This window comes from Pelorhabdus rhamnosifermentans, from assembly GCF_018835585.1.
Classification (GTDB): domain Bacteria; phylum Bacillota; class Negativicutes; order UMGS1260; family UMGS1260; genus Pelorhabdus; species Pelorhabdus rhamnosifermentans.
Map to the genome: position 1 here is coordinate 21,748 of NZ_JAHGVE010000027.1, position 24,661 is coordinate 46,408.

Here is a 24,661-nt window from a genome sequence, read left to right on the forward strand (position 1 = left end):
ATTATATTTCCTCCTTAAATTCTTGTTTCGGATTCAACAAATATTCTACAGTCAGCACTTTATCAAACAAATTGAATACTTCCTCTGCATTGTAAAGATCTCTCGAAAAGGATATTTCCATACATAACTTGCCAGATATAGAAGAAGAAACTAATAAAATTGATTGTGATTTGAAACAAAAATAAATGGAATCCACTGTTTTCTCCATAACCGGATAGGATATCACGCCTAAATTGGAATAAGTTAAGGAAAAATCCCCCAGAATCGTTCGTTCAGGTATTGTTTTTTTGCACAAACTCAAACATTTGTTTTTAGCTTTCACATATGTGTAAGTGATAGCCATCGTGCTAGACAAACTAAAAGGAATTCCCCGTTTAAACCACTTAAATACGGTTTTTACCTGCTTTTCGATTTCTTTTCCCCGAAAGAACTGCACCGGAAGACTTGCAATCAAGTTTCCGGGCGTTTGTTTTGGCGAGTAAGGTACCAGTGATTGCAAATCCATTGGAATAGAAAGTAAAACACGGTTTTTCCTCTGATCATACTGCAAAAGTGCCCGGGCCAAAACTTCACACAGATATTCAGTTAACGTCAATTCTTTTAATTTGCACCGCCGCAGGATTTCTTGCGTATCTTCCGGTTGAATGGTATACGCCTTAGCAACATAATCGTTACTTGGACGCGGCTTTTTTCCGTAACTTAAATCCACAGTATCCCGCGTTGCATTTTTACCGGATTTCAAAATAAAATCAGTAAGAAAAACCGGCAGCCACAAAAAGGCACCCAGTTTATTCAGCATATGCAGACTCGTCTGCCAGATAGACTTCTTTCCCAGTTGCTCCTGATCGGCACTGTTTTCGCCCCTATAATATTGAAGCCATTTCTGAATCCAAAATACCAACCCCCGCCCATTTGCTAAAATATGATTCATACTAACAACTACCGTATTTTCATCTACAATTGATAAACAAAAGGGAAGCCGTTGATTGGTCGGATAATATTGGCTTAAAAGGGTCTCCCGGTCAATCATTTGAACAAGTTGTCCTTCTTCAAAATCAAGCCGCCCCTTCAGTTCCTCAGATGAAAACCGTCCCCAATAAAATCTACTGTGTCCAGGGCATTCCACAATTTTCGTCTGCAGTAACGGATTGTCAATAATAAGCTTTTTATAACTTGAAACCAACTGATCGTTATCAATTTTCTCTTTCAGAATCACTGTCGTTATCATACTGTTCGAAAAATTATATTCTTCTGTCCCGAGAAAATACACCCCCGCCAGTTGGACCAGTTCCATATTCCCACCCCATTATTATTTTAAAAGGTCTGCTAGCAATGAAACTTTTTCAGCAAACCCTAAAGTATGTACCGAAAAAAATAAAACGCCTAAGGCGTTAACTTTAATTATTTTAAACCCACAATTAACGAAGTGACACTTTTTAACCACAACAATTTAAATCCACGTTCCAGTATTTATACCCTCCTGCTCTAAAGAAGATTTTCTATAATCCAATATTAAATCATTAATAATCGAATTAACTAACTGTCTACGACAGGAATGTATATAAAAATGATCGCCAGGAAACATTTGTAATTTAAAGTTCTGTATAGTCTGCATCTTCCACAATTCCAAATCATGATAATACACTTCTGGATCTTTTATTCCCCCATAAGCGGAAATAGGGCAATTCAGCGGAGCAGCAGATGGATATACATATGTCTCATGAAGTGCAAAATCGGCTCTGAGCGTGGGCAATAACACCCTCATTAATTCATTGTTGTTTAATACAACTTCGGGAGTACCATGATATGCGCGCAATCTCTCTACAAATTCAACATCTGGCAACAAATGCATCGGAAACTTTCTTTTCGCTATTACAGGAGCGCAATAGCCCGATATAAATAAATGAACAGGATAAACTCCCCGCTTTTGAAGTCGTCTGGCCAGTTCAAAACTAATCAAAGCACCCAAACTATGCCCCCAAAAAGCAAAAGGAATATTAAATTCTGGCGATAAACCATTGACTAATGCATCAATTAACGGTTCCACTAATGTAAACGGTGGCTCAGTTATTCTTTTTTCTCTGCCGGGATATTGAATAGGACAGACATCTATTCCCGCCGGAAAAGAATCAATCCATTCACGAAAAACTGAAGCGCTACCGCCTGCATAAGGAAAACAAAAAAGACGCAATCGGCTTTTATAGCTCGGCCTTCGATATGGAATCCAGGCATTTAATGAACGTACTGTATTCATTCTGGTCGCCTCCTAGTTCGGTATTAAAGTAAAATTGCCTCAAGCTCTACCTTTCTTTTTTCTTCTAATAGGGAAATTTCTATTGTTATCCGGCGTTTTCGGCCCGAAACTTTCTTAATAATATTCTCTAATCCTACCAACGGCCCATCCACGATCTCCAGTTGATCATTCTGTTTCTTAACTGTACTCACGTCCACAATCCCTTCACTATCGATCAACCGCTCAATTAACTGCCTCTCTTCATTAAGAATCGGAACCAATGATCCAGCACTATACACTAACCAAGCAATATTTAAACTGCTTATTCGTAGCAATCGGTCAAATACTGTAATCTGCTCTTCAGAACAGACAACAAAAAAATACCCTTCAAACAAGGGTCGTATTAATTGAATAATCCGACCTTGTTTCCGCCAGCTTATTCTTCGCCGAGGAAAAATAAATTCTACATCCAAACACATTTTTCGTAAAATCTTTAATGCTACGTCCTCCTTACCAACAGAAGTACGCAATACATACCATCCGATAATATTCACCTCCATCACAGCATAAACAGACCATTAAGGACTAAAAAAAACATCCCCATTGCAGAAAAGCATAACGTTCTCCCAATATTTTTACGCGCCTCCGCAGTAAAAATTTGAGAGAATTTTTTAATCATCATTGCTGTTAAAACCTCTTTATATTTACTTTTTTATCAAATATTCCAAAACATTACCATAGCTATTGTCGAAAAAGCCCATTTACTTGATCATAAAGTCGATTTACCACTATCATCTTTAAACAGTTGATTCTGCAGTAAAATTTCAAAAAAATAATCCTCTTAGTAAAAAGACAATAAGTTACTAACCATTGCCCTCTCCCAAGAGGATTACGACTTGAACAATACTATTTTATTTTTATATACAATATTGCTTTTGAAATTCCCGCACGTGCTCCACGGTCATCAATGCTGTTTCTTTGGTATTTGCTAACTTCACCAGATAAGTTTTATTGCCCCATGGAAAAATTTCCAGCACCATACTTGGATTAATAATGAAACCCTTGTGACAACGAAAGAATTGATAATGTTCCAATCGTTTCTCCAAACTCTGAAGCGGCTCATTCGTTTGTATCACACTGCCTCCCACAACATAAATTATGGTTTTACGCTCGCTGCGTGTCACAAAAATAATATCTGAAATATTTACAAATATACTTTTTTCATTGGACAAAACTTTTAGTTTAGAATGTTCACCCTGTAACAATGATTTTGCCCGTTTCAAAAGTCCCGTCTGAATCCTCTCTCTTGTAAAAATCTTAATTTGATTTATCGTTCGCCGGACTCGTCCCTTATCAACAGGTTTGACTAAATAATCAAACGCATAAACTTCAAAAGCTTCATGTGTATAGCAACTATAACCTGTAACAAAAATTATAAAAATCTTAGAATTAATATCTAAAATTTCTTTGGCCACCTTAATACCGTTCTTTCCGGGCATATCAATATCCAAAAATACAACTTCAGGATCCAGTTCTTCAACCAATTGAACCACTTGTTGTCCATCTTCTGCTTCACTAATAATGTCTACTTCAGGGATTTCCACGAGAACGTCTTTCAGAACCTGCCGCATAAAAAAGTTATCATCAGCAATAATTACTTTTAACATGGTAAATTACTCTACCTCCTGTTACTCTTCTTTACTGTCCTGTGACCATTTAATTGTATATGACGGCGAAAAGCAAGCTACAAACGTTAGCACGTCAGTAAATCCCCCCCTTCGTACAATAGCGCAAGAATCCAGGGCAATATGGATAGCACCCCCTTTCATTTTAATATTATATAATCATTTTAAAAATTCAGCTTAATTAAGTTAATTAAGAAATAATAATTATTCCAAGAAAGAGTTCATTAAAACTAATCGTACTACATCAGCTTAACTTTCACCATCACCCACATGGGTGACTTATACTATTCCTTTCGTCCCCAATTTACAAAGCTTAGAAGGGAATATTTAATTTATTTCGAAATGTAACAATAAGATTTCCCTAGCCTATGAGCAAATAAATAAAGGTGGTATTTCACATGCATATCTCAGAAACTGAGTTGGTACGTTTTAATAAAATTGCTCTAACAATACACGAATGTACAGATATTGACCTTTTTGAGACTACCTTGTTACGCAGTTTGCAAGAGCTAGTTCTATATGATAATGGCGGCTATTTCCATCCCGATCCTGCTACACGCAGTGTGACCTGTGGAAAATTATTAGATACAGACCCTAAAATATTTCAAAACTACAAAAAGACATATGAAAAACACGACTTTCATTTAAATCATTTATTTTCTACCTCAAATATATTACCTACTGAACGCAGATCCGATTCTAATTATTTTAGTGCTTGGAAGAAATCCCCCAGTTTCGCCGAATTATATCTTGCTAATAATCTCTATCATATGGCAGTAATCAATGTAGTAACTCAAGGAAGATTTACGGGAAGAATTTGCATGTACCGAAAACTATCCCGAAACGATTTCAGCAATAGCGAAATGACACTATTCTATTTATTAAGCGGCCACATCCAATCAGTGTACACCAAACTTCAAATGGCGGAACTCTACTCCGGAGCCTGGGATGTATTGGAACATGCCAATCAGGGAATATGTTTTTTTGACCAGAACCTTCATTGTATTTATGTCAATCAGCGAGCAAATTTGCTATTTAAGCAAAATTTCTGTTATAACTTATATAGCCGTTTGCAAGAAATCTGCCGTGAATTTGCCTTCTTTCACCATGATGCGTATTATATGCCAACCCAGACCGGAACAATTGATTATAAGTATACCAAAATAAATTACAGTTGCTTTTCCTATAGCCATAATGAAGAGCATTATCTTCAGATTGTCTTTGACTACTATGATAAAAAAGCCCACCAAAACATAAAAAAGGGATATAAAGATCTTTTCACTGAACGGGAAAAAATGATCGTTAAACTGATTGCACAGGGAAAAACCAATAAGGAAATAAGCGAGTTGTTAATAATCAGCCTTAATACCGTAAAAACCCATATAAAAAATATGCTGCTAAAAACAGGCACGCCGTCGCGTGCTGCCCTCGCCGTTAAGGCTTTGTCACCGCTTCTTTCCACCAATTATTCCAACAAATATAAAAAATTCAGTCCAGTTGAAGATCTATATACTATACAATAGATTGTCCATTGCATGAGAAGAATAGCTGAGCCTTCGCTAGCGAAAGCACAGCTATTCTTCTTTTTTCACTTGCTCTACCTTATTATCTTATATAACACTTTTTCAAAATTATCGCTAGTATTAAGATACACTCTGCATGATTTCCGGTAGTTCAATACGAGGCATAATACCATGAAGCGCTCGAGATTTGCGTGCATCGAGATCATATAAAAAATCATTAAGTTCAGCCTTCCACACACAAACTTCTCCAATAGAACCATATATACATTCTCCGGCTATTTTAAACCCCAGTTTGGGCATAATGGCTATCACTGACTTATTATCCTTCCTAGAAACATTGACCACAAAACCACAACTCCGATATTTTGCAAATAACCAAAGAAAATAATATAAAGCAAGTGCTACGGTCGTTCCCCTATATTCCTTGATAATCGCATGCCTAGAATAATACATTACCATTCCATATTGCTCATAGTAGGGTTTTAGATCAAAATACTGCTCCAAAGAGATGGAACCTAAAGAATTACCTTGTTCGCAAGTTACAGCGCCAATGGGTACACCACCTTTCTTACATAATATATGATACTCATTCGGTTTGCTCCCCACTACTAAATCTTGCTTACGATACCCTTGCTCTTTGCCAAAAACCTCACGTCTAACATAATATACCTCTTGTACGTCCTGTTCAGTATTTGCCAAATGCATTGTAATCTTATCCATCATACTACCTCCAGACAATTTTTACCCTCTTGCCTTGAACAACTTCAATATACTATATCTTGATTCAGCATTACTATCGCCCATATGGGCGATTTTACCATTTTTTACTCAAAAATACACTGATTTCGACATTTTTCGCCATGAAAAATTTACCATTCAAAAATCAGATTCTTCATCTTATCAATGAATGTATATTTGAATTTTCGTTCGACATAATGAAAATAAAGACTGCCGATACATTTGCACAAAAGCTGTACAAGTTTGTAGCGGCAGTTCATTTAATCGTTCTTCAAAGCGACCTTTTCCGGGAGAGCAAGCCATAAAAGCATTGAGTCTGGCTAGGCTGGTTTGCGTAAACTAAAGATATCCTGGGGGAGAACAAATGAGTGAAACAAATAAAGTACAAATTAATTCTTGTCATGGCTGGTATGTGCGCTTTTATGGCACTCGTTCTTGGAAGTTATAATATTTGGAGCATAATTAATAACAAAAACGTCGCTGTTAAAGAAAATCGCCAAGTCCTTCAGGAGTCTGTTAGCAAGTTTCGTGTCTAATTCAGAGGATTAAAGGGTGTGGCTTATTGATTACTAAGAGAGCCGCTTGGTTTTTACAATATGTTCTATTTTAAGAACGCCCAATTAATGTTAGATATCTAAAGCACCGTAGTAACCACCATGAACTGCTTCTAATACTTTACCCACTTTAAAACAGTCTCCAACTTGGAAGAATCTAGGTGCAGCATAACGTAGAGCTTCAACAGATGCTGAATTTGGTTTCATACCAGCAGCAATAAAAATAGAATCTGCAGAATATAAAACTTCATTTCCATTGTTATCTATACATAATAACCCTTCCTCAGTGACTTCTTTAGCTTTTGTATTTAAATGCATTTTAACATGACCTTTCTTTAATGTTACTTCTAAGGCAATTTTATGCATTTCTGATGTATCTGGAGCATAATCGTTTTTCATTTCTACAACAGTAACATCTTTTCCTAGACTATCAAAATAAATAGCTGTTTCTGTACCTACTAATCCTCCACCTAAAATAACTACTTTATCTCCAACCGCTGGTTGAGGTTGATGAATAGCGTCTAATCCTACTACTTTACCGCTAATATCAATTCCTGGGATTGGAGGTACAACAGGTACTGCTCCTACTGCACACATAATCATATCTGCATTTAATTCTTGAGCTAATTGGGGAGTTAATTCAGTATTTAAACGTACTTCTACATTTGTTTCGGCTAATCTCTTTGCTAATAATTGAGAATAGTTAAATAAATCTTGTTTAAATGGAATATATTCTTCGCAAAGTAATTGACCACCTAAATGACTATTCTTTTCAAATAAAATAACTTGATGTCCACGAGCAGCAGCTTGTAAAGCTGCTGACATACCAGCAGGACCACCACCAGCAATCAATACCTTTTTAGGTGTTGCTGGAGAAAAAGCACATTCATGTTCTCTTTCTCTACCAATCATAGGGTTTAATGCACAGACAGTTGTACGTGTAGTCATATAAGCACCAAAACAGCTAAAACAACGACAACATTTAGTAATATCAGCTTTTCTGCCAGTTAACGCTTTTTCAGGAAAGAAAGGGTCAGCCATTAATTGACGACACATTTCAACAATGTCAGCTTTACCACTAGCAATAATATCTTCCATCATATCAGGATCATTTAATCCACCTAATGTAGCAACCGGAGTTTTAACATTTTTCTTAATTTCTGCTGCTAAGTGGACATTACATCCATGTTCAATAAAGACAGAAGGATGTGTAATAACAAATGCGTCCCTATTTTCATGAACACCTGCAGATACATGAATTAAGTCTACTTTACCATCTAATGCTTGAGCAATTTTAACACCATAGCTAATGTCATAGCCACCTTCAGTATATTCTGCTCCACTCATACGAAATTCGATTGGGAAATTAGGTCCAACTACTTCACGAATTTTTTCAATACATAGCAATGGAAAACGCATTCTATTTTCGAGGCTTCCACCCCATTTATCAGTTCTCTTATTAGTGTTAGGAGACATAAATTGACATAGTAGCCATCCGTGACCACCATGAACTAATATCATATCAAAACCAGCTTCTTTAACCATGGCTGCTGCGTTACCAAAACTATCAGCAATTTCAAGAATTAATTCTTCTGGCATTTCATAGACATGTGTACCATCTGGCCAAATCTCATCAATAGGACCAAAACGCTTAGCTTTTTCGTTTGCTTGGCTACGGTTACCAGCATATTTACCTCCATGTGATAACTCAATAGAAGCCAAACAATTATGACGATGGACCATACTAGCTAATTCTGTTAATGAAGGTAAACTCATACGAGTGTCTAATAGAATATGTTTCGTATGAGTTTTTCCTGTAGCACTATGGACAATTCCCTCACTGATTGTAATAGCTGCAACTCCACCTTTTGATCGCAAGCCATAAAAAGCCAAGTTATCTCTTGTTAAGTTTTCATCTGGTCCAATTTCTGGAATTGAAATTGGTGCACCTACCATACGATTTTTTAATGTTAATCCAGCAATCTTAATAGGACTACCTAGATGTGGATAATGTGGATTCATTATTATTACCTCCTAGTCTTTCATTTTTAATATAGCTTTAATAACTTTGCCTTTATGAGTATCTTCAAATGCTTGATTAATATCTTTGAAGTCATAATAAGTAATTAATTTATCAAATGGAAATTTGTTATTTTTATAATATTCTAATAATTTCGGGATAAAGATTTGTGGGATAGAACATCCTTCAACCAAACCTACTAATTTCTTTCCGGCTCCCATTAATTCATTTTCTACATGAATTGTAAGTTCTTGTGTAGCACCTAAGACAACACAGGTACCTAAACTACGTGTACAATTTAATGATTGTCTTAAGCATGTTCCAATACCTGTACAGTCAATAGCATAGTTTGTTCCACTACGAGTTAGTTTCTTAACTTCATCAACTACACTTTCAACATTTTTACTATTGATTGTATGAGTTGCGCCTAATTCTTTAGCCATTTCTAAACGAGAATCTACAATATCACAAGCAATAATAGTTGTACATCCAGCAATTTTAGCTGCCATGACAGCGCTTAATCCTACCGGACCACATCCAGTAATGATAATAGAACTTGCAGGATCTGGTTTTAAATAATTTAAAACTGCTCCCGCACCTGTTTGGATACCACACCCCATAGGACCAACCATAGCTAAATCCACACCGTCTGGTACAAGAATTAAGTTATTAACATGAACAACCGCATATGTAGCGAATACCCCCTGTCCAAAGAATGAAGATACTTCTTTACCATTATAATGAATACGTTTAGTTCCATCGAATTGCCTTCCAGAGAAATTTAAATGGCGGTTTTCTTCACATCCATAAGGATGACCAGAACGACATGCTTCACATGTACCACAATATCCATAAGATAAACCAACACGATCTCCCTTTTTAAAATTAGTAACACCTGGACCTACTGATTCAATAACTCCACAACCTTCATGACCAAATACTGCAGGAAGAAATACTGGTATAATTTGTTGACGTGCAACTTCATCAGTATGGCAAACACCACAAGCTATTACTTTAACTAGTACTTCATTAAGTTTTGGGGCATCTAATTGTAGTTCTTTAATTTGAAATAGTTGTCCTTTCTCAAAAACAACTGCTGCCTCAATTTTCATTATTATGACCATTCCTTTCGCTACGCTCCGGGCACAAAACGTTGTGAAAATATCGTCTGTGCCTTACCTTATTAGTCGAAAACTACAGAGCACGGGGATGTATGTGATTTCATGTTATCGCATAAAACCATGGTGAATACCAATGTAAACCCGTGCTTCTTGCAATGGATGTGAAATTTACATTGCTCGCTTTACTTAGAAGTAAAGGCTAAATTGGGCCTTTACAGTATTTATTTTTCCGTTGTGAATACCGTCAGTCGCTTTGAGGGAGGAAGCCCAAACATTCATCCCCAGATTTTTAGCGAACATAGCCACGGCACTTAGTTCAGGACCTTCCAGACCCCAATCGTATTTAGAAACCCAGTAATTAGAAGCAGGAGGCATTATCGATGATTTTGCTTCTGCTTTGAGATAACTTGCCGTAATGCTATAGGAGCCAGGCGTTTTGATATCAACCTGCTTATAGGTCAACCCGGCTGCATAGGCTTTATTTTGGGTAGATGCATTCGATTGGCCGCAAGTGGCAAATAGCTGCAAATCTTTAGCAATCAGCTTATCTGCGCCAACTTCCCACAAATTAATGTTATGTAACATGACTGTGAGGTCTGAACCATCATTTCTTATGTTATGAAAAGCAACTTTAAAATTGGAATCTTGTGAAAGGGGTGTGTCAAATTCAAGAGCAGCATAGCGGTTATCTGTTGCCGACGAAATAATATTGGAATTGATCGCAATACCAGACCAAGCTTGCCCATAATAGCCGTAAGTAAGAATCGTTTTTATTTTATTGCCAAAGGCAAATTGAACGCCATCTATCCCTTTACTACGTCCCGGTGCTACTATCAGGCCATAAGCAGCTCCGTAATCGAATCTACCAGCTTTAAGAGTAGTAGCACCAACAATACCTTCTGCATACAGTTGATCAGCATGCTGTGAAGCAGCTACTGAGCCATCGGCCCCATTAGACCAGTAACCACCGCTTCTTAAATCTCTAACAACTTCGTCTTCACTTTTTATTTGCCATTTATCATTGACTTTGTAATTGATATACAAGTCAATACCCACTGCCGGATAATGACCATCGTTCGTGTGCGGCGTTTCGCCCGTCTTAGCCGTAATATGTTTAAAGTCACCACTATTATTCCAATATTGGTCTGATAAATGAAGGAATCCAGAAATAGATAACGTATCACTCAACTTATCATTTTTCTCGCTTTTTTTTTCCAAATTGTTTACGCGAACATCTAAATTAGTAAGCTCACTCTTATTTTTATTCTTTTTATCCAGTTCATCTTGTTTGGCGGCCAGTGCGGCTTCAAGCGCTTTGACGCGCAGCCGAATATCCTGCAATTCGGCTTTCAATTCGATAGAATCATTGTTAGAGGAACTGTCTGCCCCCTCTGCGGCCAAGACCGTTCCCGCCATGCAGAATAAGAATACACCGCTCAAGAATACAACCAGTCGTTTTCCTATCATTTTTCCCACCTTCTTATTTTATTTTTTACTTTCTCATTTTGACTAAGATCACTACTCCCTGGTTACTTACCGGTGGCGGCAGCAATCATGGCTTTGACGTTTTCGTCGGTTGCATTCGGCGGTATGGTGCAACCGGAAGCTAGAATAAAGCCGGGGCCCAAATCTTTAACCAATTTAGCCGAATAGTTATATACTTCATCAGGAGTACTAAGCGCCAACAAGGCGGCGGGAACATCCCCTTTAATGCACATGTGATCGCCGAGAACTTCTCTCGATTTATAGATATTGGTTGCGCCGTCTAACTCGAAGATGCATTTCTGTCGAGGTAAGGTTTTGAAATATTCCAGATCGCGTTCCCAGTTACCGTCAATGTGAAGGTCGGCTACCGCACCTTCTTCAATGACCATTTCAGCAGTTGCCTTCAAATATTTCCAGACGAAACGTTCCCATAGCTTCGGTGAATAAAATTGGCTGGCCCCCCGAGCTGGCGAAATAAATACGACCAACGGTTTAACAGCACGTATTTGTTGCCGAAAATCGGCCAGCGTTTCTTCAAGAATGACATCTAAAACAGCTTCCACCTTGTCAGGCATTTTAAACAGATCTCGCATAAATTTTGGGAAAGATCGTCCACCGCTCAAGAATTCATTTACTGTGATTGATGCGCTGGGACTATATACCACATAGCCGGCAGCTTCGAAATTTTTCTTAAATTGCGGAACATCTGTCAGCTGGGCAACTAGCGAATCAAGATCAATGCCTAACCGATTCTTCAAGTAATCATAGCTGAAATCTTTCCAGCCTTTATTCAAAATAGTGTCATAGTCGGCCACCGTCATCATTTCCCGTTCGTCAAGTTGCCACAGAGTATCACCAGGAAGCTCACGCCCCGGCAATTTGATCCTAGTGTAAAACATTAGTGGAAACATCGTTGCCGTCGCAAAAGTACTGCCTGTTCCATCAACATCGCCAAAATCTTTAAATGAATCAAGAATGGCTTTATGGGACGCTTTCATAGTTGCGCAAAACTCCGATAGCTTCATGCCTACATGCTTGGCGAAAAAAGCATCCCCATTAAGGAAAACTGGAGCTCGATCGGTTTTTTCAAAGGCAATCGTCTTTCTCAATCTTTCCGTGCGTTCTTTCAGTAATTGTTGTGCTGTTTTCATGATTAATCCACTCCTCAACTTATTCTGAGCTAACGGCGTGATGAGTATAATTAATATCTTATGATTAATTCACTCCCACGGCCTTCCTGATGGCTGCCACTGCATCATAGGCGTTTCGGCAGTATTTGTCAGCGCCAACATACTTGCAGACACTTGCGTCTACCGGACCACCGCCAACTAGTATGGTGACAGAAGAGTCGGCCATCTTAACGGCGGCGACGGTTGCCTTCATTACGTCGAACGCCGTTGTCAGCAGGCAGCACATCCCGACAACTTGTGGTTTATGGGTCTTTATCGCAGCTACGAAATCGGAGATGGGGACGTCCACGCCGAGATCCACAACTTGAAACCCATTGCAGTTTAAAATAGTGGCAACAATATTTTTACCAATATCATGGATATCGTCCTTGACTGTACCCAAAACCATGGTGCCTAATTTTTTCGAAGCACCGTCTGCCGTCAAAGCCGATCCCAACAGCTCGGCAGCCGTGGAAAACACGTCAGCCGACATAATCAGTTCGGACAAATAATAATCACCTGCTTCGTAAAGTTTCCCCACCTGTTCCATACCCTGCTGCAATTGAGCCAGGACGTCGATAGCCGGAACATCGCCAGCCAGTTGTTCTGTAACTCCTGCCACTACCAGCTCTTCATCAAGTTCCGCCATCGCTTTAGCCAAATCAGTTTTTGCCATTTTTATGATCATTCCTTTCGTTTTGTTTAAGACAAAAAACAAAATGAAACCGTTAGTCTCTAAGCTTAGTTTGACATACAATACCTTTATGCAGATAACAGCTAGCTACCAAACATGCGATGGTTAGTGTGCTGCGCTGCTTTCAGAATGGTCGGTACCCAATAACACCATAATGCATTCAATTATTTCAGTTTGCTGTTGAGCCCAGCCACGGAAAATTTATTTAGCCGATCCCACTGAATCCACATCTGAGCTTCCCAGTTCATCAACCATTTGTGAAAATTTATTTTTATCCAGATCATAAAAAGCCATAAGAATACCTCCGGCAATCAAAGTGATGCCACAAACCAGATTCATGCAGATATTAATGGCGCTCAAAACTGTTGGAGTTTGGGTCAGATTGGCGGAATACCCCAAAAATCCCAACACCCAGCCAATAACGGCGGTGCAAAGTGCCATCCCGACTTTAAATGCGAAGTTAATAAATGATGAGATAAAACCGGCGACACGAACATGGTATTTATTTTGGGAATATTCGGTTGTATCTGGCACCATGCCAAACATTGACGCCAAACCGAGGCCGCCGCCAATACCCGTGATAAAAGTCATAATGTTATAAATGATAAGCCCTGCCTGAGTATGTACAGGCAAAAAATTCATAATAATCATCAACACACCACTGATTAAAAAACTGATCATCGGTAATGTTCGCTTATTATTCACCTTGGTGACCAGTTTTGAAAGCGAAAATGCACCAAATACCCGCCCCAGATACAAAAGGCCGGCGTTAAAAATAAACAATGACTGATTGCCAACGAAATAAGTAAAATAGTACAGTTTGACAACGCCGACCGATGCCTCGTAGAACCCCCAGAAGACAAAGGTGATTAACATAATCCAAACCGGCCGGTTTCCGCTCAACACTTTCATCAACTTACGAAAATCAAAATCTTCCGACGGAACATTAACGACCTCCTTGGTATTAAAAAAGCAAAACAGATAAAAGGGAAAAGCAATAACCGAAAAAGTAAGGGCTGCGAAGAAAAACCCGTTGGCTTGGTTCCCCTGCCCCATCCGTTCTACAAAAGGAAGCATGAACTGTGAAAGAATCAATGTTGCGATGAAGGCCGCAGTCATGCGATAGCTAGCCAGACTCGACCGGGTGTCTCCGTCAAGAGTCATTGCTGCCGGCATCGCGCTATAGGGATTATTTACGCAGGCATAAATCGTTACTAGGAGAAAATAACAGGCCAGTGAATAACAAGCCTTGACTACGGCCGATTGCGTTGGAAGCACCGTAAAGCACAGCTCATTCACCTTTCTTCTCCTACTACAAACAATTTCATTTTAATCGGAAAATCAATTTTCATTTCCGATTTTTAACAAATATTCAACTTTAACACACCCCCTGCCGCATTCGGCCAGCCGACCGCAGCGGTTGCTCAAACACTAATTACTGCAGTCCAGCAAGATCTTAGGATAAATTGCTTGTTTAAATACTTCAAAACTTTCAACCCCATCGCTAAGCGGCATTATTTTACCGATAATCTTATCCAGTTGCAATCTTGGAATCAGGCTGATTGTGCGTGGCATAATGGTATTGGTTGTAAACACAGTCTGGATGCGGCCTTCTTTCATGTATAAATCGTATAAATTTAAAGGCATTTCATATTTCGGCGGATAAACCGCAAAGTATACCAGCGTTCCGCATTTAGCCAGAATTTGCAGAGCCGGTTCGGCAGCGTTAGGAGATCCGGACATTTCGAACACATAATCAAAGCCAGACCCATTGGTAATCTCGTCGGCACGTTTTTCGATACTCTCATCAATCGGATCAATGACATATTGCGCACCCATAGCCAATGCCAATTTGCGCTTGGATTCAACCGGATCAATCGCCGTAATCTTAACACCCCCGCTCAATAAAATCATGTTCAGCATAATCGAGCCGATGCCGCCCACTCCAGAAATAGCAACCGAGCAGCCATGTCTGATGCCTACCAGATCCATCGCGCGAATTGTACAGTTGGCAGGTTCAGCCAGGCAATACTTCTTTAAATCGGCATCATCCGGAATTTTAAATACTGCGCTGATGTCAGTAACCACATATTCGGCAAATGCTCCTGTTGTTTTGAAATTTTTGCAGTATTGAGGTTCCCCTTTTTTACAGGCCGGACAAATTCCACAGTTTATAGTTGGATAAAGGCATACTTTATCACCAATTTTCAAACCGCTGTTTTCCGTGCCTACCCCGAGTTCCTCAATCACGCCGGAAGCTTCATGTCCTAAGGGCATTGGCGGCTTGGCGCCCAGTAAACCCATCGAAACCTGATGAATATCCGTTGCGCACAAGGCTGTGTAGGCGATTTTAATCTTGACCTGATTGCGTCCTACTTTGGGAATCTCCACTTCGCGAAGTTCCACTCTGTTTTCAGCAGCAAACCATAACTGTTTCATTGTTGACATAAAACCATCCTTTCAAATCGAATAGTGGATTCTATAATTAACACAATAAAGAAGTAAATAAACAGCAGAAGTCATGAACGCCCACCGCTAACTCTTGATTAACGCTCTCATATCCTCTGCTGCTCCATTTTTTATTGCGTTCTATCTAAACTTGTTTTGAAGCTTTGCTATTTAAAAAAACAGTTTTGTTACGGTCTCAGCAATTCCATGTCCATCCAACCCATAATACTTGTAAATCTCGTCAGGATCGCCGATGACAGAGAACTCATCAGGCAGACCGATTCGTTTAAACTTGCAAAGGATGCCGGCTTCCGCAATCACTTCGGCCACAGCGCCGCCAAGCCCACCATTGATACTCTGATCCTCCACCGTCACTACGCAGCCCGTCGCTTTGACAGCTTGTAAAACAGCTTCAGTATCAAAGGGCTTGATGGTATGCATATCAATGACTCTGGCTGTGATGCCTTTTTCCTGCAATTCTTTGGCAGCCATAAGCGACCAGTGTACGCTATTCCCCGTACCAATCAAAGTAAGATCTTTACCTTCCTTGATAGTAATAGCTTTGCCGATAGTAAATTCATAATCATTATTCTTGTATACATCCGGTTCGGCGCCTCTGGCAATGCGAATAATCATAGGGCCTGGATACTTCATGGACTCTCTGACCACTCGGGCACATTGGTTGGCATCTGCCGGTACGACAATCGTTAAATTAGGCACAGCGCGATAGAAAGACAGGTCAGCGATTACATTATGAGTTGGCCCACCGCCGGATGTAACCCCGGAATGAGTACCGATCAACCTGACTGGCACATCGTTATAGGCTATATCCGTATGGATTTGATCGGCTGCCCGCAAGGGAAGAAAGGGTCCAAATACCTGTGAAAATACGATTTTCCCAGAAAGAGCCAGACCTGCCGATATACCCACCTGATTGGCTTCAGCAATTCCCACATTCACACAGCGTTCAGGATATTTCCTCATAAACTTGCCAGTCGATGTCGACGATGCTACATTATCGGAACAGGTAAAGGCAAAATCTAAGCCTTCATCCACCATTTTCATCAATTCAACTCCATAGGCTTCTCTTGCGGATGATAACATCTGATTAAAATCAAAAGTGGTTTCAACTGCCATGATTCATCTCACCTTTCTACAATTTTCTATGGATACGAGAGCTTCATCTAACTGAGCTTTGGCAATACCACCACCATGCCAGGCACAATTGTTTTCCATGAAATCAACGCCTTGACCTTTGGTTGTGTTCGATATGATACAAATGGGCCGTCTTCGTGTGATAGGATCTGCAGGCAGCAAAGACTGCAATGCATTGCAAACTTCATACATATCATTGCCTTGGATTTCGATAACATCCCAGCCAAAAGCCTTGATTTTGTCCCCCAGTGGATCGACATCAATCGTATCTTTAGTAGAACCCGACATCTGAAGACCGTTTTTATCAACGATAGCCACCAAATTACCCAGTTTATAATGGCCAGCTGCCATAAATGCCTCCCAGTTAGAACCTTCTTGTATTTCTCCATCGCCTATGATACAAAACGTTCGCCACGGCGCCTTCGACATTCTTGCACCCAAAGCCAGACCGGTGGCCAGTGATAAGCCGTGACCCAAGGAACCTGTGGATGCTTCGATGCCTTCTACATATTTCCGGTTGGGATGCATACCGAATTTAGCCGTTTTTAGCGTCTCAAAATGTTCTATCATGTACTCCATGGTGTACATGCCCAGATCAGAAAAAATAGTATACAAAGTTTCTCCGCAGTGACCTTTGCTTAATATCAGCCTGTCGCGTTTTTCCCAATTAGGGTTTTTAGGGTCATAAGTCATGTATTTGTAATACAGTGCTACCGCCATATCAGTAACAGACAGTTCTCCCCCCAAATGCCCCATACCGATCTCATAGATAAAACTGCAAAGCATTTTTCTAATTTCTACCGCTTTACATTCCAGTTGCTGTACAAGTTCCATGTCGACATTCAAATTATAATTGTACATCATTGGCATCTCCTTTTATTTTGATTTATCTTACTCGGCTTGCCGCTGATCAAAAATCGTTGCATTTAATCAGTATCTTAATATACTTACCGCTAACCTGGGCAGCAAAAGCCGCTTCGGCCTGATCAATGGTAAAAATCTTTTGAATAAATGGTTGCAGATTCATTCTGGGGAGCATCTGGGCAGCCCGCGGATAAGCGTAGGGAGCCACATATATGCCGGAAACGGTAAGCTCATTGAAATAACATTTATCATATAAATTAAAGGGCATTTCGTAATTTTTAGGGAACATGGCAATGTAGAGAACAGTACCTCCTTTCGCGGCAATATCACACGCTGCATTAGCAGCCTTAGGAGAACCGGATGCCTCGATTACTAGGTCATAGCCCCGGTTGTCAGTAATTTTTTTAGCCTGCTCACATACATCCTGATCTACAGGATCAATGATATATTCCACACCGAATTCCCACGCCAGTTCTTGCCTGGCTTTAATTGGTTCAATGAGAGTTAAAGAAGTGGCTCCAAACATTTTCAGCATTTGAAGGGTCAACAGACCGATAGGACCGCCGCCGGAAATAGCGACTCGCTGACCAACCTTCATCTTGGTTTTATCCAGAATTCTGACCGCAATGGATATCGGCTCTAGCAGGCAAGCCTCTTCCAGACTGACACTGTCAGGAATTTTCCATACCTGGGATTCATGCCATACAATAAATTCCGCCATGCCAGGTCTGTTGGAATCATTCGCATTTTTACAAAACTGCTCCTGTCCATTTAGACAGTAATAACAAGTACCACAGAACTTCAAAAAATTACCTGCTACCCGGTCGCCGACCTTAAGACCTTTCTTAGTAACGTGCTTCCCCAAAGCTACAATAACGCCGGACACTTCATGTCCGAGACCAAAAGGCGGCTTCAGATCGAAAATACCTTCCACTAAATGAGGATCTGAGCCACAGATCGCACAATAGGCCACCTTGATTTTGACATCCTCGTCGCCTAGTTTCTGATCGGGAAAATCAAGTACCGCTACGCGCCCTCTGGTCTGCTCATTGGGATCCTTCAGACTGCCGATTTTAACAGCCGCAATGGTTTTCATACAAACAGCCTCCTTTTATAATGTGGTCGTAAATCCGCCATCGACATTGATGGTCCAGCCATTAATATAATCCGAGGCGCTGCTTGCCAAAAATACGGCAGTACCCATCAAATCGTAAAGTTCGCCCCAGCGACCGCCAGGAATCCGGTTAGTGATCTTATTATAAAAATTTTTGTCCTCACGCAATTCTCTGTTGACATCGGTAGCCAAAAAGCCGGGAGCTATGGCATTGGTCTGAATATTATAAGGACCAGCCTCGTTGGCAAAAACTTTTGTCAAACCAAGGATTGCATGTTTACTGGCTGTATAGGGCGGACATTTTTTGTCGGCGGTAAACGAGAGGGCTGAGCCAATATTAATAATTTTGCCTGAACCTTGCTTGATCATCTCTTTAACCACACTGTGGCTGAGGTAGTACACGGCATTCAAGTCGATAGCAATGATTTTTTGCCAAGCTGAATCAGGATAATCCAAGAACTCGCCAAAGATACTCCCCCCCGCATTGTTGACCAGAATATCGATTTTTCCGTATTTAGCCAAACAGGCACCAACCACCTCCTCCCGGTACTGCGAATCGGTTAGATCACCCTGAAGAAAGCCAACTTTTCGGTCCGTTTCTTCAATGAGTTCCTTAATCTCGGATACATCAGCAGTATAGTGAGGTATGAAAAGATCAGCTCCCGCTTTGGCAAAAGCCACCGCATAGGCCATACCGAGACCTTGATTGGCACCGGTTACGATGGCGACTTTCCCTTGCAAAGAAAATACGTCCAATGAAAAGTCCTGCAATTTTTTTGACAATTTTAACCCCTCCAAAATATATTCTCTCTTGTTCAGTTTTCGGCTTTCCTAAACAGACTCAGCCTGGCTGGCATCCAGCTTGGTTTTGTTTCGTTCGTTTAATTCGTTCATTATGCTTGTGACACGTTCCTCAGTCAAATGATAAAAGAACATGAAAATGGCTAAAGTCACAATACAAACAACACAGGGCAAAATAGAGGTCATGTACAAAATACCGTCCAAGGCTGTTGCCGTTTGTTGTGCGGCAGGAATATAACCAACACTGGCTAAAATAATCGTTGGGATTACCCCGCCGATAGCCAAGGCTGCTTTTAAGCCAAGCGTAATCAAAGTATATACCACTGCCGGATAGCGTTTGCCTGTGTTGTATTCCGCATATTCCACCGTATCCGGCAAGATAGACCATAGAATCCCCATCAACACACCATAGCCTAAGGCGGCGATAGATTTGCTGATCATAAGCAAAGTAATTTGTATGACCGGAATAAAGTACATTAGACTGGAACCGATAGCCCCTAGAATCAGCCCCAAGGCAACCGTATTTTTTTTCTTAATGGTTCTAACAAGTAAAGGTACAAAAGGCACTGCCACAACTGACGGCAATACGTTTAGAATGGAGAATAGCGGCACAAGATCAGGCCTGGCAGCGTTGTATGTCATAAAGTAAATGCCAGACGCCGACTGAATCGTTGAAAATGCATAGACGCCCAAAAACAACAAAAATATGATAATACCTGGCTGATTATGGGTAATTTGCCGAAACCACTCTTTTACCGTAACCGGATCCAAATGAGAGTTGACTTTAATGCGTTCATGCAAAGTAGTATAGCTGTAAAGCAAGATGGATGAACTAATAACGGCAAGTAAAGCAATCGTAAGCTGATAGCCTTTCGCCATATCACCCTGCCCAAATACTTGGGACAGCACCGGAATAAATAAAGCAACTACAACACCGCCGGACTGAGCTAACGTCATTCTTACCGAGTTAAGTTTCGTCCTTTCCATAGGATCAGCTGTCATAACAGTAGTACAGGAAACATAAGGATTAATGATAAACGTATACAAAGTCATTAATAAATTATAGGTGGCGTAAGCCCAAATCAACTTACCCACATGACTAAATTCTGGTACAGTAAAAGTCATAATAGCAACTACGCCAAAAGGAACTGCTCCGTAGAGGAGATAACTTTTGTACTTGCCGTGCTTGGGGTTAAGTCTTTCTGCCACTACCCCTATGGCAGGATCCCATATCATGTCCCAGGCTCGGGAAATAAGGAACATCACGGAAAGTTCTGCAGCCGTTAATCCATAGACATCAGTATAATAAAAAGTTAAAAACATGAGGATTGACTGAAAAACCAAATTCATAGCAAAATCAACAAGTGAATACCCCATAACTTCTTTTCGACCCAATTTGTAGAAACCAGGACTGGAACCACTTTTTTCATACAAGTCCTCCGTACTTGTCATTAACCCAACAACTCCTTTTTACTTCTCGCATCATGAGATCCATTTAGTCCTCACAAGATAATTCTAGAGGTTTATGTGCTCATTTTTGTGTGTTTTTTTTAGGACAATGTGGGTTTTATTACGAGATTTATTTGATTCATCAGATTATTTTGTTTTTATTTACTTTCTCCTTGCAATAATAAAATATATAATAATATTGATTCTGCTACCAAAAGTATTTCTAGTATTCTTCTCTACTGAAGGAATTGCATAATTCAATTTTTCACTAAATTTACTGAGACGAAACGCATCATTTTACACTAATTGGAGTACATATTCGACAGGGTAGCGGCTTTTGATAAAACAAAAAAGGACCTCATTAGAGGAGGAGATCATCTTGCTAAAAGTGATTCTGTATGCGGAAGATAAATTTATAAATAGAATTTATAAATTTTCGAATGCGGATACAAAGGATTTGTCTATCTCATCTGTTGATTCCTATGAAGCCGTTGTTAAAAAAGCAGTGGAAATTCGCGCTGATATTATTATCATTCAACTATTGCATCCCATATTTAAAATCCAGAACCTTTTTCATGACCTGTTATGTTCCGGTATTGTTTCTACGCTGTTCATTTTCAATATCGTAGCCGAAAATCAAATCATCTGCTCGCTAACGAACCATCAGGACAGCCAGTATATCAATAAAATAAAGCAGTTCTTTTCCCAAGCGCTCAGCAAAGATTACCATTGTTATTTTACCAATATGGACAACCAGGAAGAATCGAATCTGATTATGACTGCTAGGATCAATCGACTAGAAAAAGATGAATACCTTCACGAAATTTTGCGAGGTGTAACGAACCGCGAATTCCAGTATTATAAAAGAAAAGTCAATCTGAATCTAAATAACAATGGCTACTATCTCTATATGTATGATATTATGGAAATCGAGTATTCGGATCACAACCTCAATAAAAGTGTCTATAACTTTACCGGAAACGAAATTATCAAAGAATTTCAGGCAGTTATTGATGCTTATAGTGGCGGTGAAGTCTTTTATGTGAATCCGTTGCAATTGTACATCATCATCAATGATTTAAAAGTTGTCAGTCAAGCCCGCAAAGAAAATATCCTATTCGACATAACTAGCAGACTTAACAAGATAGCCAACTGCAAAACTTCATTCCGTTACATGAGTGACTATATCAAAGGTATTGAAAACATCCGTACTGCTTATGAATCCCTGCACGATTTAAAAGCATACAGTTTTTTTTGCCGCGATGCCAAATTGATCACCTCAAAATATCTTCATTCAATCAGACAAGAAATCGATTATAAGTTGATCGACAAGATTCTCAGAGAAATTAAAGAACTTATTAAATATGATTTGTTAAACACAAACTTAAACGGATTAATAAAAAAATTATTTTTAGACATTGTCAAACCCAGCCTCGACTATGATCTCTACTACTATTGCTATACCGCCTTATCCACTGCGTTAGCAGACAAATACAATGACACCTACAATAAAAGAAAGCCGGAGAATCTCCCCCCCACAAAATTGCTTTTTACTTCAATAGAACAAGAATGTCATAAGTTTATCGAGTCATTAGATTCACTAAGATTTGAACTTTCAAATAAATTAACCGTTACAAACTCCATTGTCATGGAGGCAATTGAATTTATTCATGCACATTATATGGAAAATATTACCTTGAATGAGATTTCAGCTAAATTAAACGTCAGCCACTCTTATTTAAGTCAGATCGTGAAAAAGGAGCTCGGCATCAGTATCATAAAATATATCATTGCTTATCGCATCGAAAATGCCAAAACTTTTTTGTCTTCTAGCAATGAACCGATTTATACGATTGCTGCCAAGGTTGGTTTTTTTGAGGAAAGGCATTTTTCAAAAACCTTTAAAAAAATAACCGGACTAACTCCCACACAGTACAAAAAGAAAAATAGCAAGGTCACCTATATCTAGTAGAGTGGGTATACTGCCTGGTTAAACAGACATGGCAAAAATACCCCAAATCATAAAATAGCAAGCTATGATTTGGGGTATTAGTATGTCAGGAAGAACCCTGGACCGCACCATTTGAATCAGGCACCGTTTTTTTGATAAAAGCCGTGCATCAGCAGAAGCATTAACCTCTACCGGCTTCCCAGAGCACGGCTTGTAAAATTAGCCGCATTGCATCGGAAAAGCCTTGTCGATAATATACATCTATACCGGCATTCTCCATCTGATTTCGTTCATCATCGAATCGGAGCAAAGTTTCATGCATTTCCGGCGGCAAAACTTCTTTAATTTTTTCATAATAGTTTCCGGCTTTTTGAGAAGCGTGATAATAGTCGCTGGACACATTTTCGAGTGAAACATGTTCCCAGTTCTCCGTTTCGACGGCTGTAACCAAAAAATCGAACATGCTCTTTACCACAATACCGCCTCCCATTTCAGTACAATATTATACACATCTATCCCCCCACATGCAGGCCACCCGCGAACAAAACAGCGTGCGCCCTAATTTTGGGGAATTTAAAAGCCACTTGTGCCAGGTATACTTACCTACACAAGCGGCCTCATTTCATAAATTCTGTGTCAGTTGGGTACTTCGGCTCTCGATGGAACCGCTTTCCCTATGCTGAGATGATTGCATGCAGTCGCATAGCCCTGACCACGAACGAATCGAATATACCCGAACATACCTTTGCTTGTCTTCTAGGAATTTATTGGGTATAATTAATATTGTCGTCGTGGACAGTAATTTGTTACGTGTAGGTGATATTCCACCTGCGCGTGCCTGGAAGTGCTCTAACACTTTCAGGACGCGGCGACATTTTAAATTCCCATCCGTTTCTAATTATAGTACGGATTGTAAATCTTGCAAGAGAATTTAGCTGAAATTTATTCGATATTACCACTTCTTTAGACATCCTCTAACCACTATCTCTTTTTATGTTTATCAAATTAATGATTTCCTCACATATTTGATGAGTTACCAACGAATCCTCTATGGAAGGAGTTGATGGCTCATTGTTTTTTACTGCATGTAAAAAGCATTCTATCGTGTGGTAAAAACCCCTTCTATAAAGAATTGGGTCCCAATCTTTAAATTTAATCTTTGTCTCGATATTTTCTTTGAAATGTGTTGCATTTACTAAATCTCTTACCACTAATTTATTACCTGAACTCATATACTCTACAACTTCTTCTGCCACTCCGCTATCTCTATTCATAATTCCTATAGCAGTTATTTTTTCATTAGATAATGTAACAACTACATTATACAATAATCCCTGCTTTTTAAGACTATGAACCTTTATATCTGTTATTTCCCCATCCATTAAAAATCGTAAGGTATCTATTACATGAATAAAATCATCTAAAATAAATGTAGTAACATCATTAGGCTTACCTATTTAACGCGATTAAATCGTCAACTGATGTAACATAGCTACTTACTCTATACTTTTCTGATAATTTTTCCAACTGTTCTTTATTCCTAGTACAAAATATTAAATCAATACCTTCTACAGCCGTAATTACTGGTAAGTAAGCTTTTTTACATATGTTACTAAGTCCTACAATACCTATCTTCATATGAGTATCTACCCAAATT

At 39.5% G+C, this 24,661-nt stretch carries 23 protein-coding genes; 3 read left to right on the plus strand and 20 right to left on the minus strand.

Annotated elements, in window-relative coordinates; all coding sequences use genetic code 11:
* Position 1: 1 nt before the first annotated feature.
* From Ga0466249_RS21635 to Ga0466249_RS21650, 4 genes are all read right to left on the minus strand, one after another.
* The gene (locus tag Ga0466249_RS21635) at positions 2–1,294 is read right to left on the minus strand and encodes a peptidylprolyl isomerase (protein WP_215831575.1); all 1,293 of its coding nucleotides are present in this window, start codon (positions 1,292–1,294) and stop codon (positions 2–4) included.
* A gap of 156 nt (positions 1,295–1,450) precedes the next feature.
* Positions 1,451–2,254: a thioesterase II family protein gene (locus Ga0466249_RS21640; protein WP_215831576.1), complete on the minus strand. Its 804-nt coding sequence runs from the start codon at positions 2,252–2,254 to the stop codon at positions 1,451–1,453.
* Between the two features lie 23 nt (positions 2,255–2,277).
* The gene (locus Ga0466249_RS21645) at positions 2,278–2,793 is read right to left on the minus strand and encodes a transcription termination/antitermination NusG family protein (protein ID WP_246588958.1); all 516 of its coding nucleotides are present in this window, start codon (positions 2,791–2,793) and stop codon (positions 2,278–2,280) included.
* A gap of 357 nt (positions 2,794–3,150) precedes the next feature.
* Positions 3,151–3,900, minus strand: a complete 750-nt coding sequence (locus tag Ga0466249_RS21650) for a LytR/AlgR family response regulator transcription factor (protein WP_215831577.1) — start codon at positions 3,898–3,900, stop codon at positions 3,151–3,153.
* Positions 3,901–4,316: 416 nt separating this feature from the next.
* Between Ga0466249_RS21650 and Ga0466249_RS21655 the strand changes: the two genes are divergently transcribed.
* Positions 4,317–5,441, plus strand: coding sequence for a response regulator transcription factor (locus Ga0466249_RS21655; protein ID WP_215831578.1), 1,125 nt, complete (start codon positions 4,317–4,319; stop codon positions 5,439–5,441).
* A 120-nt stretch (positions 5,442–5,561) separates the two neighbouring features.
* Here Ga0466249_RS21655 and Ga0466249_RS21660 read toward each other — a convergent pair whose 3' ends face one another.
* On the minus strand, positions 5,562–6,164 hold the full coding sequence (locus Ga0466249_RS21660) for a hypothetical protein (protein WP_215831579.1): 603 nt from the start codon (positions 6,162–6,164) through the stop codon (positions 5,562–5,564).
* A gap of 383 nt (positions 6,165–6,547) precedes the next feature.
* Between Ga0466249_RS21660 and Ga0466249_RS21665 the strand changes: the two genes are divergently transcribed.
* Positions 6,548–6,715, plus strand: coding sequence for a hypothetical protein (locus Ga0466249_RS21665; RefSeq protein ID WP_215831580.1), 168 nt, complete (start codon positions 6,548–6,550; stop codon positions 6,713–6,715).
* Between the two features lie 90 nt (positions 6,716–6,805).
* On the opposite strand, the gene Ga0466249_RS21670 is transcribed toward Ga0466249_RS21665, so the two are convergent.
* From Ga0466249_RS21670 to Ga0466249_RS21725, 12 genes are all read right to left on the minus strand, one after another.
* Positions 6,806–8,755, minus strand: coding sequence for an oxidoreductase (locus tag Ga0466249_RS21670; RefSeq protein ID WP_215831581.1), 1,950 nt, complete (start codon positions 8,753–8,755; stop codon positions 6,806–6,808).
* A 12-nt stretch (positions 8,756–8,767) separates the two neighbouring features.
* On the minus strand, positions 8,768–9,865 hold the full coding sequence (locus Ga0466249_RS21675; protein WP_215831582.1) for an NAD(P)-dependent alcohol dehydrogenase: 1,098 nt from the start codon (positions 9,863–9,865) through the stop codon (positions 8,768–8,770).
* Between the two features lie 195 nt (positions 9,866–10,060).
* A complete protein-coding gene (locus tag Ga0466249_RS21680; RefSeq protein ID WP_215831583.1) occupies positions 10,061–11,341 on the minus strand; it encodes a hypothetical protein in 1,281 nt (426 codons plus the stop codon).
* Between the two features lie 62 nt (positions 11,342–11,403).
* Positions 11,404–12,510 carry a uroporphyrinogen decarboxylase family protein gene (locus Ga0466249_RS21685; protein ID WP_215831584.1) on the minus strand — a complete coding sequence of 369 codons (1,107 nt, stop codon included), beginning with the start codon at positions 12,508–12,510 and terminating at the stop codon, positions 11,404–11,406.
* Between the two features lie 64 nt (positions 12,511–12,574).
* The gene (locus Ga0466249_RS21690) at positions 12,575–13,204 is read right to left on the minus strand and encodes a cobalamin B12-binding domain-containing protein (protein WP_215831585.1); all 630 of its coding nucleotides are present in this window, start codon (positions 13,202–13,204) and stop codon (positions 12,575–12,577) included.
* Between the two features lie 219 nt (positions 13,205–13,423).
* Positions 13,424–14,521 carry an MFS transporter gene (locus tag Ga0466249_RS21695; protein ID WP_215831586.1) on the minus strand — a complete coding sequence of 366 codons (1,098 nt, stop codon included), beginning with the start codon at positions 14,519–14,521 and terminating at the stop codon, positions 13,424–13,426.
* Between the two features lie 132 nt (positions 14,522–14,653).
* Positions 14,654–15,670 carry a zinc-dependent alcohol dehydrogenase gene (locus Ga0466249_RS21700; protein ID WP_215831587.1) on the minus strand — a complete coding sequence of 339 codons (1,017 nt, stop codon included), beginning with the start codon at positions 15,668–15,670 and terminating at the stop codon, positions 14,654–14,656.
* A gap of 171 nt (positions 15,671–15,841) precedes the next feature.
* A complete protein-coding gene (locus Ga0466249_RS21705) occupies positions 15,842–16,807 on the minus strand; it encodes a transketolase family protein (protein ID WP_215831588.1) in 966 nt (321 codons plus the stop codon).
* A 3-nt stretch (positions 16,808–16,810) separates the two neighbouring features.
* Positions 16,811–17,689 carry a transketolase gene (locus tag Ga0466249_RS21710; protein WP_215831589.1) on the minus strand — a complete coding sequence of 293 codons (879 nt, stop codon included), beginning with the start codon at positions 17,687–17,689 and terminating at the stop codon, positions 16,811–16,813.
* A gap of 46 nt (positions 17,690–17,735) precedes the next feature.
* Complete coding sequence (locus Ga0466249_RS21715) at positions 17,736–18,785, minus strand: zinc-dependent alcohol dehydrogenase (RefSeq protein ID WP_215831590.1); 1,050 nt, start codon at positions 18,783–18,785, stop codon at positions 17,736–17,738.
* A 15-nt stretch (positions 18,786–18,800) separates the two neighbouring features.
* Positions 18,801–19,586 carry an SDR family oxidoreductase gene (locus tag Ga0466249_RS21720; protein WP_215831591.1) on the minus strand — a complete coding sequence of 262 codons (786 nt, stop codon included), beginning with the start codon at positions 19,584–19,586 and terminating at the stop codon, positions 18,801–18,803.
* Positions 19,587–19,634: 48 nt separating this feature from the next.
* Positions 19,635–21,056, minus strand: coding sequence for an MFS transporter (locus Ga0466249_RS21725; protein WP_215831592.1), 1,422 nt, complete (start codon positions 21,054–21,056; stop codon positions 19,635–19,637).
* Between the two features lie 385 nt (positions 21,057–21,441).
* Here Ga0466249_RS21725 and Ga0466249_RS21730 point away from each other — a divergent pair, with 385 nt between their 5' ends.
* On the plus strand, positions 21,442–23,022 hold the full coding sequence (locus Ga0466249_RS21730) for a helix-turn-helix domain-containing protein (protein WP_312889819.1): 1,581 nt from the start codon (positions 21,442–21,444) through the stop codon (positions 23,020–23,022).
* Positions 23,023–23,185: 163 nt separating this feature from the next.
* On the opposite strand, the gene Ga0466249_RS21735 is transcribed toward Ga0466249_RS21730, so the two are convergent.
* The 3 genes from Ga0466249_RS21735 to Ga0466249_RS21745 all read right to left on the minus strand — a co-directional run bounded on the left by Ga0466249_RS21735 (position 23,186) and on the right by Ga0466249_RS21745 (position 24,642).
* Positions 23,186–23,479 carry a hypothetical protein gene (locus Ga0466249_RS21735; protein WP_215831594.1) on the minus strand — a complete coding sequence of 98 codons (294 nt, stop codon included), beginning with the start codon at positions 23,477–23,479 and terminating at the stop codon, positions 23,186–23,188.
* A 499-nt stretch (positions 23,480–23,978) separates the two neighbouring features.
* A complete protein-coding gene (locus Ga0466249_RS21740) occupies positions 23,979–24,461 on the minus strand; it encodes a hypothetical protein (protein ID WP_376769318.1) in 483 nt (160 codons plus the stop codon).
* Positions 24,454–24,642 carry a hypothetical protein gene (locus Ga0466249_RS21745; protein WP_215831596.1) on the minus strand — a complete coding sequence of 63 codons (189 nt, stop codon included), beginning with the start codon at positions 24,640–24,642 and terminating at the stop codon, positions 24,454–24,456. Before Ga0466249_RS21745 ends, Ga0466249_RS21740 begins: the two co-directional genes overlap by 8 nt.
* Positions 24,643–24,661 lie beyond the last annotated feature (19 nt).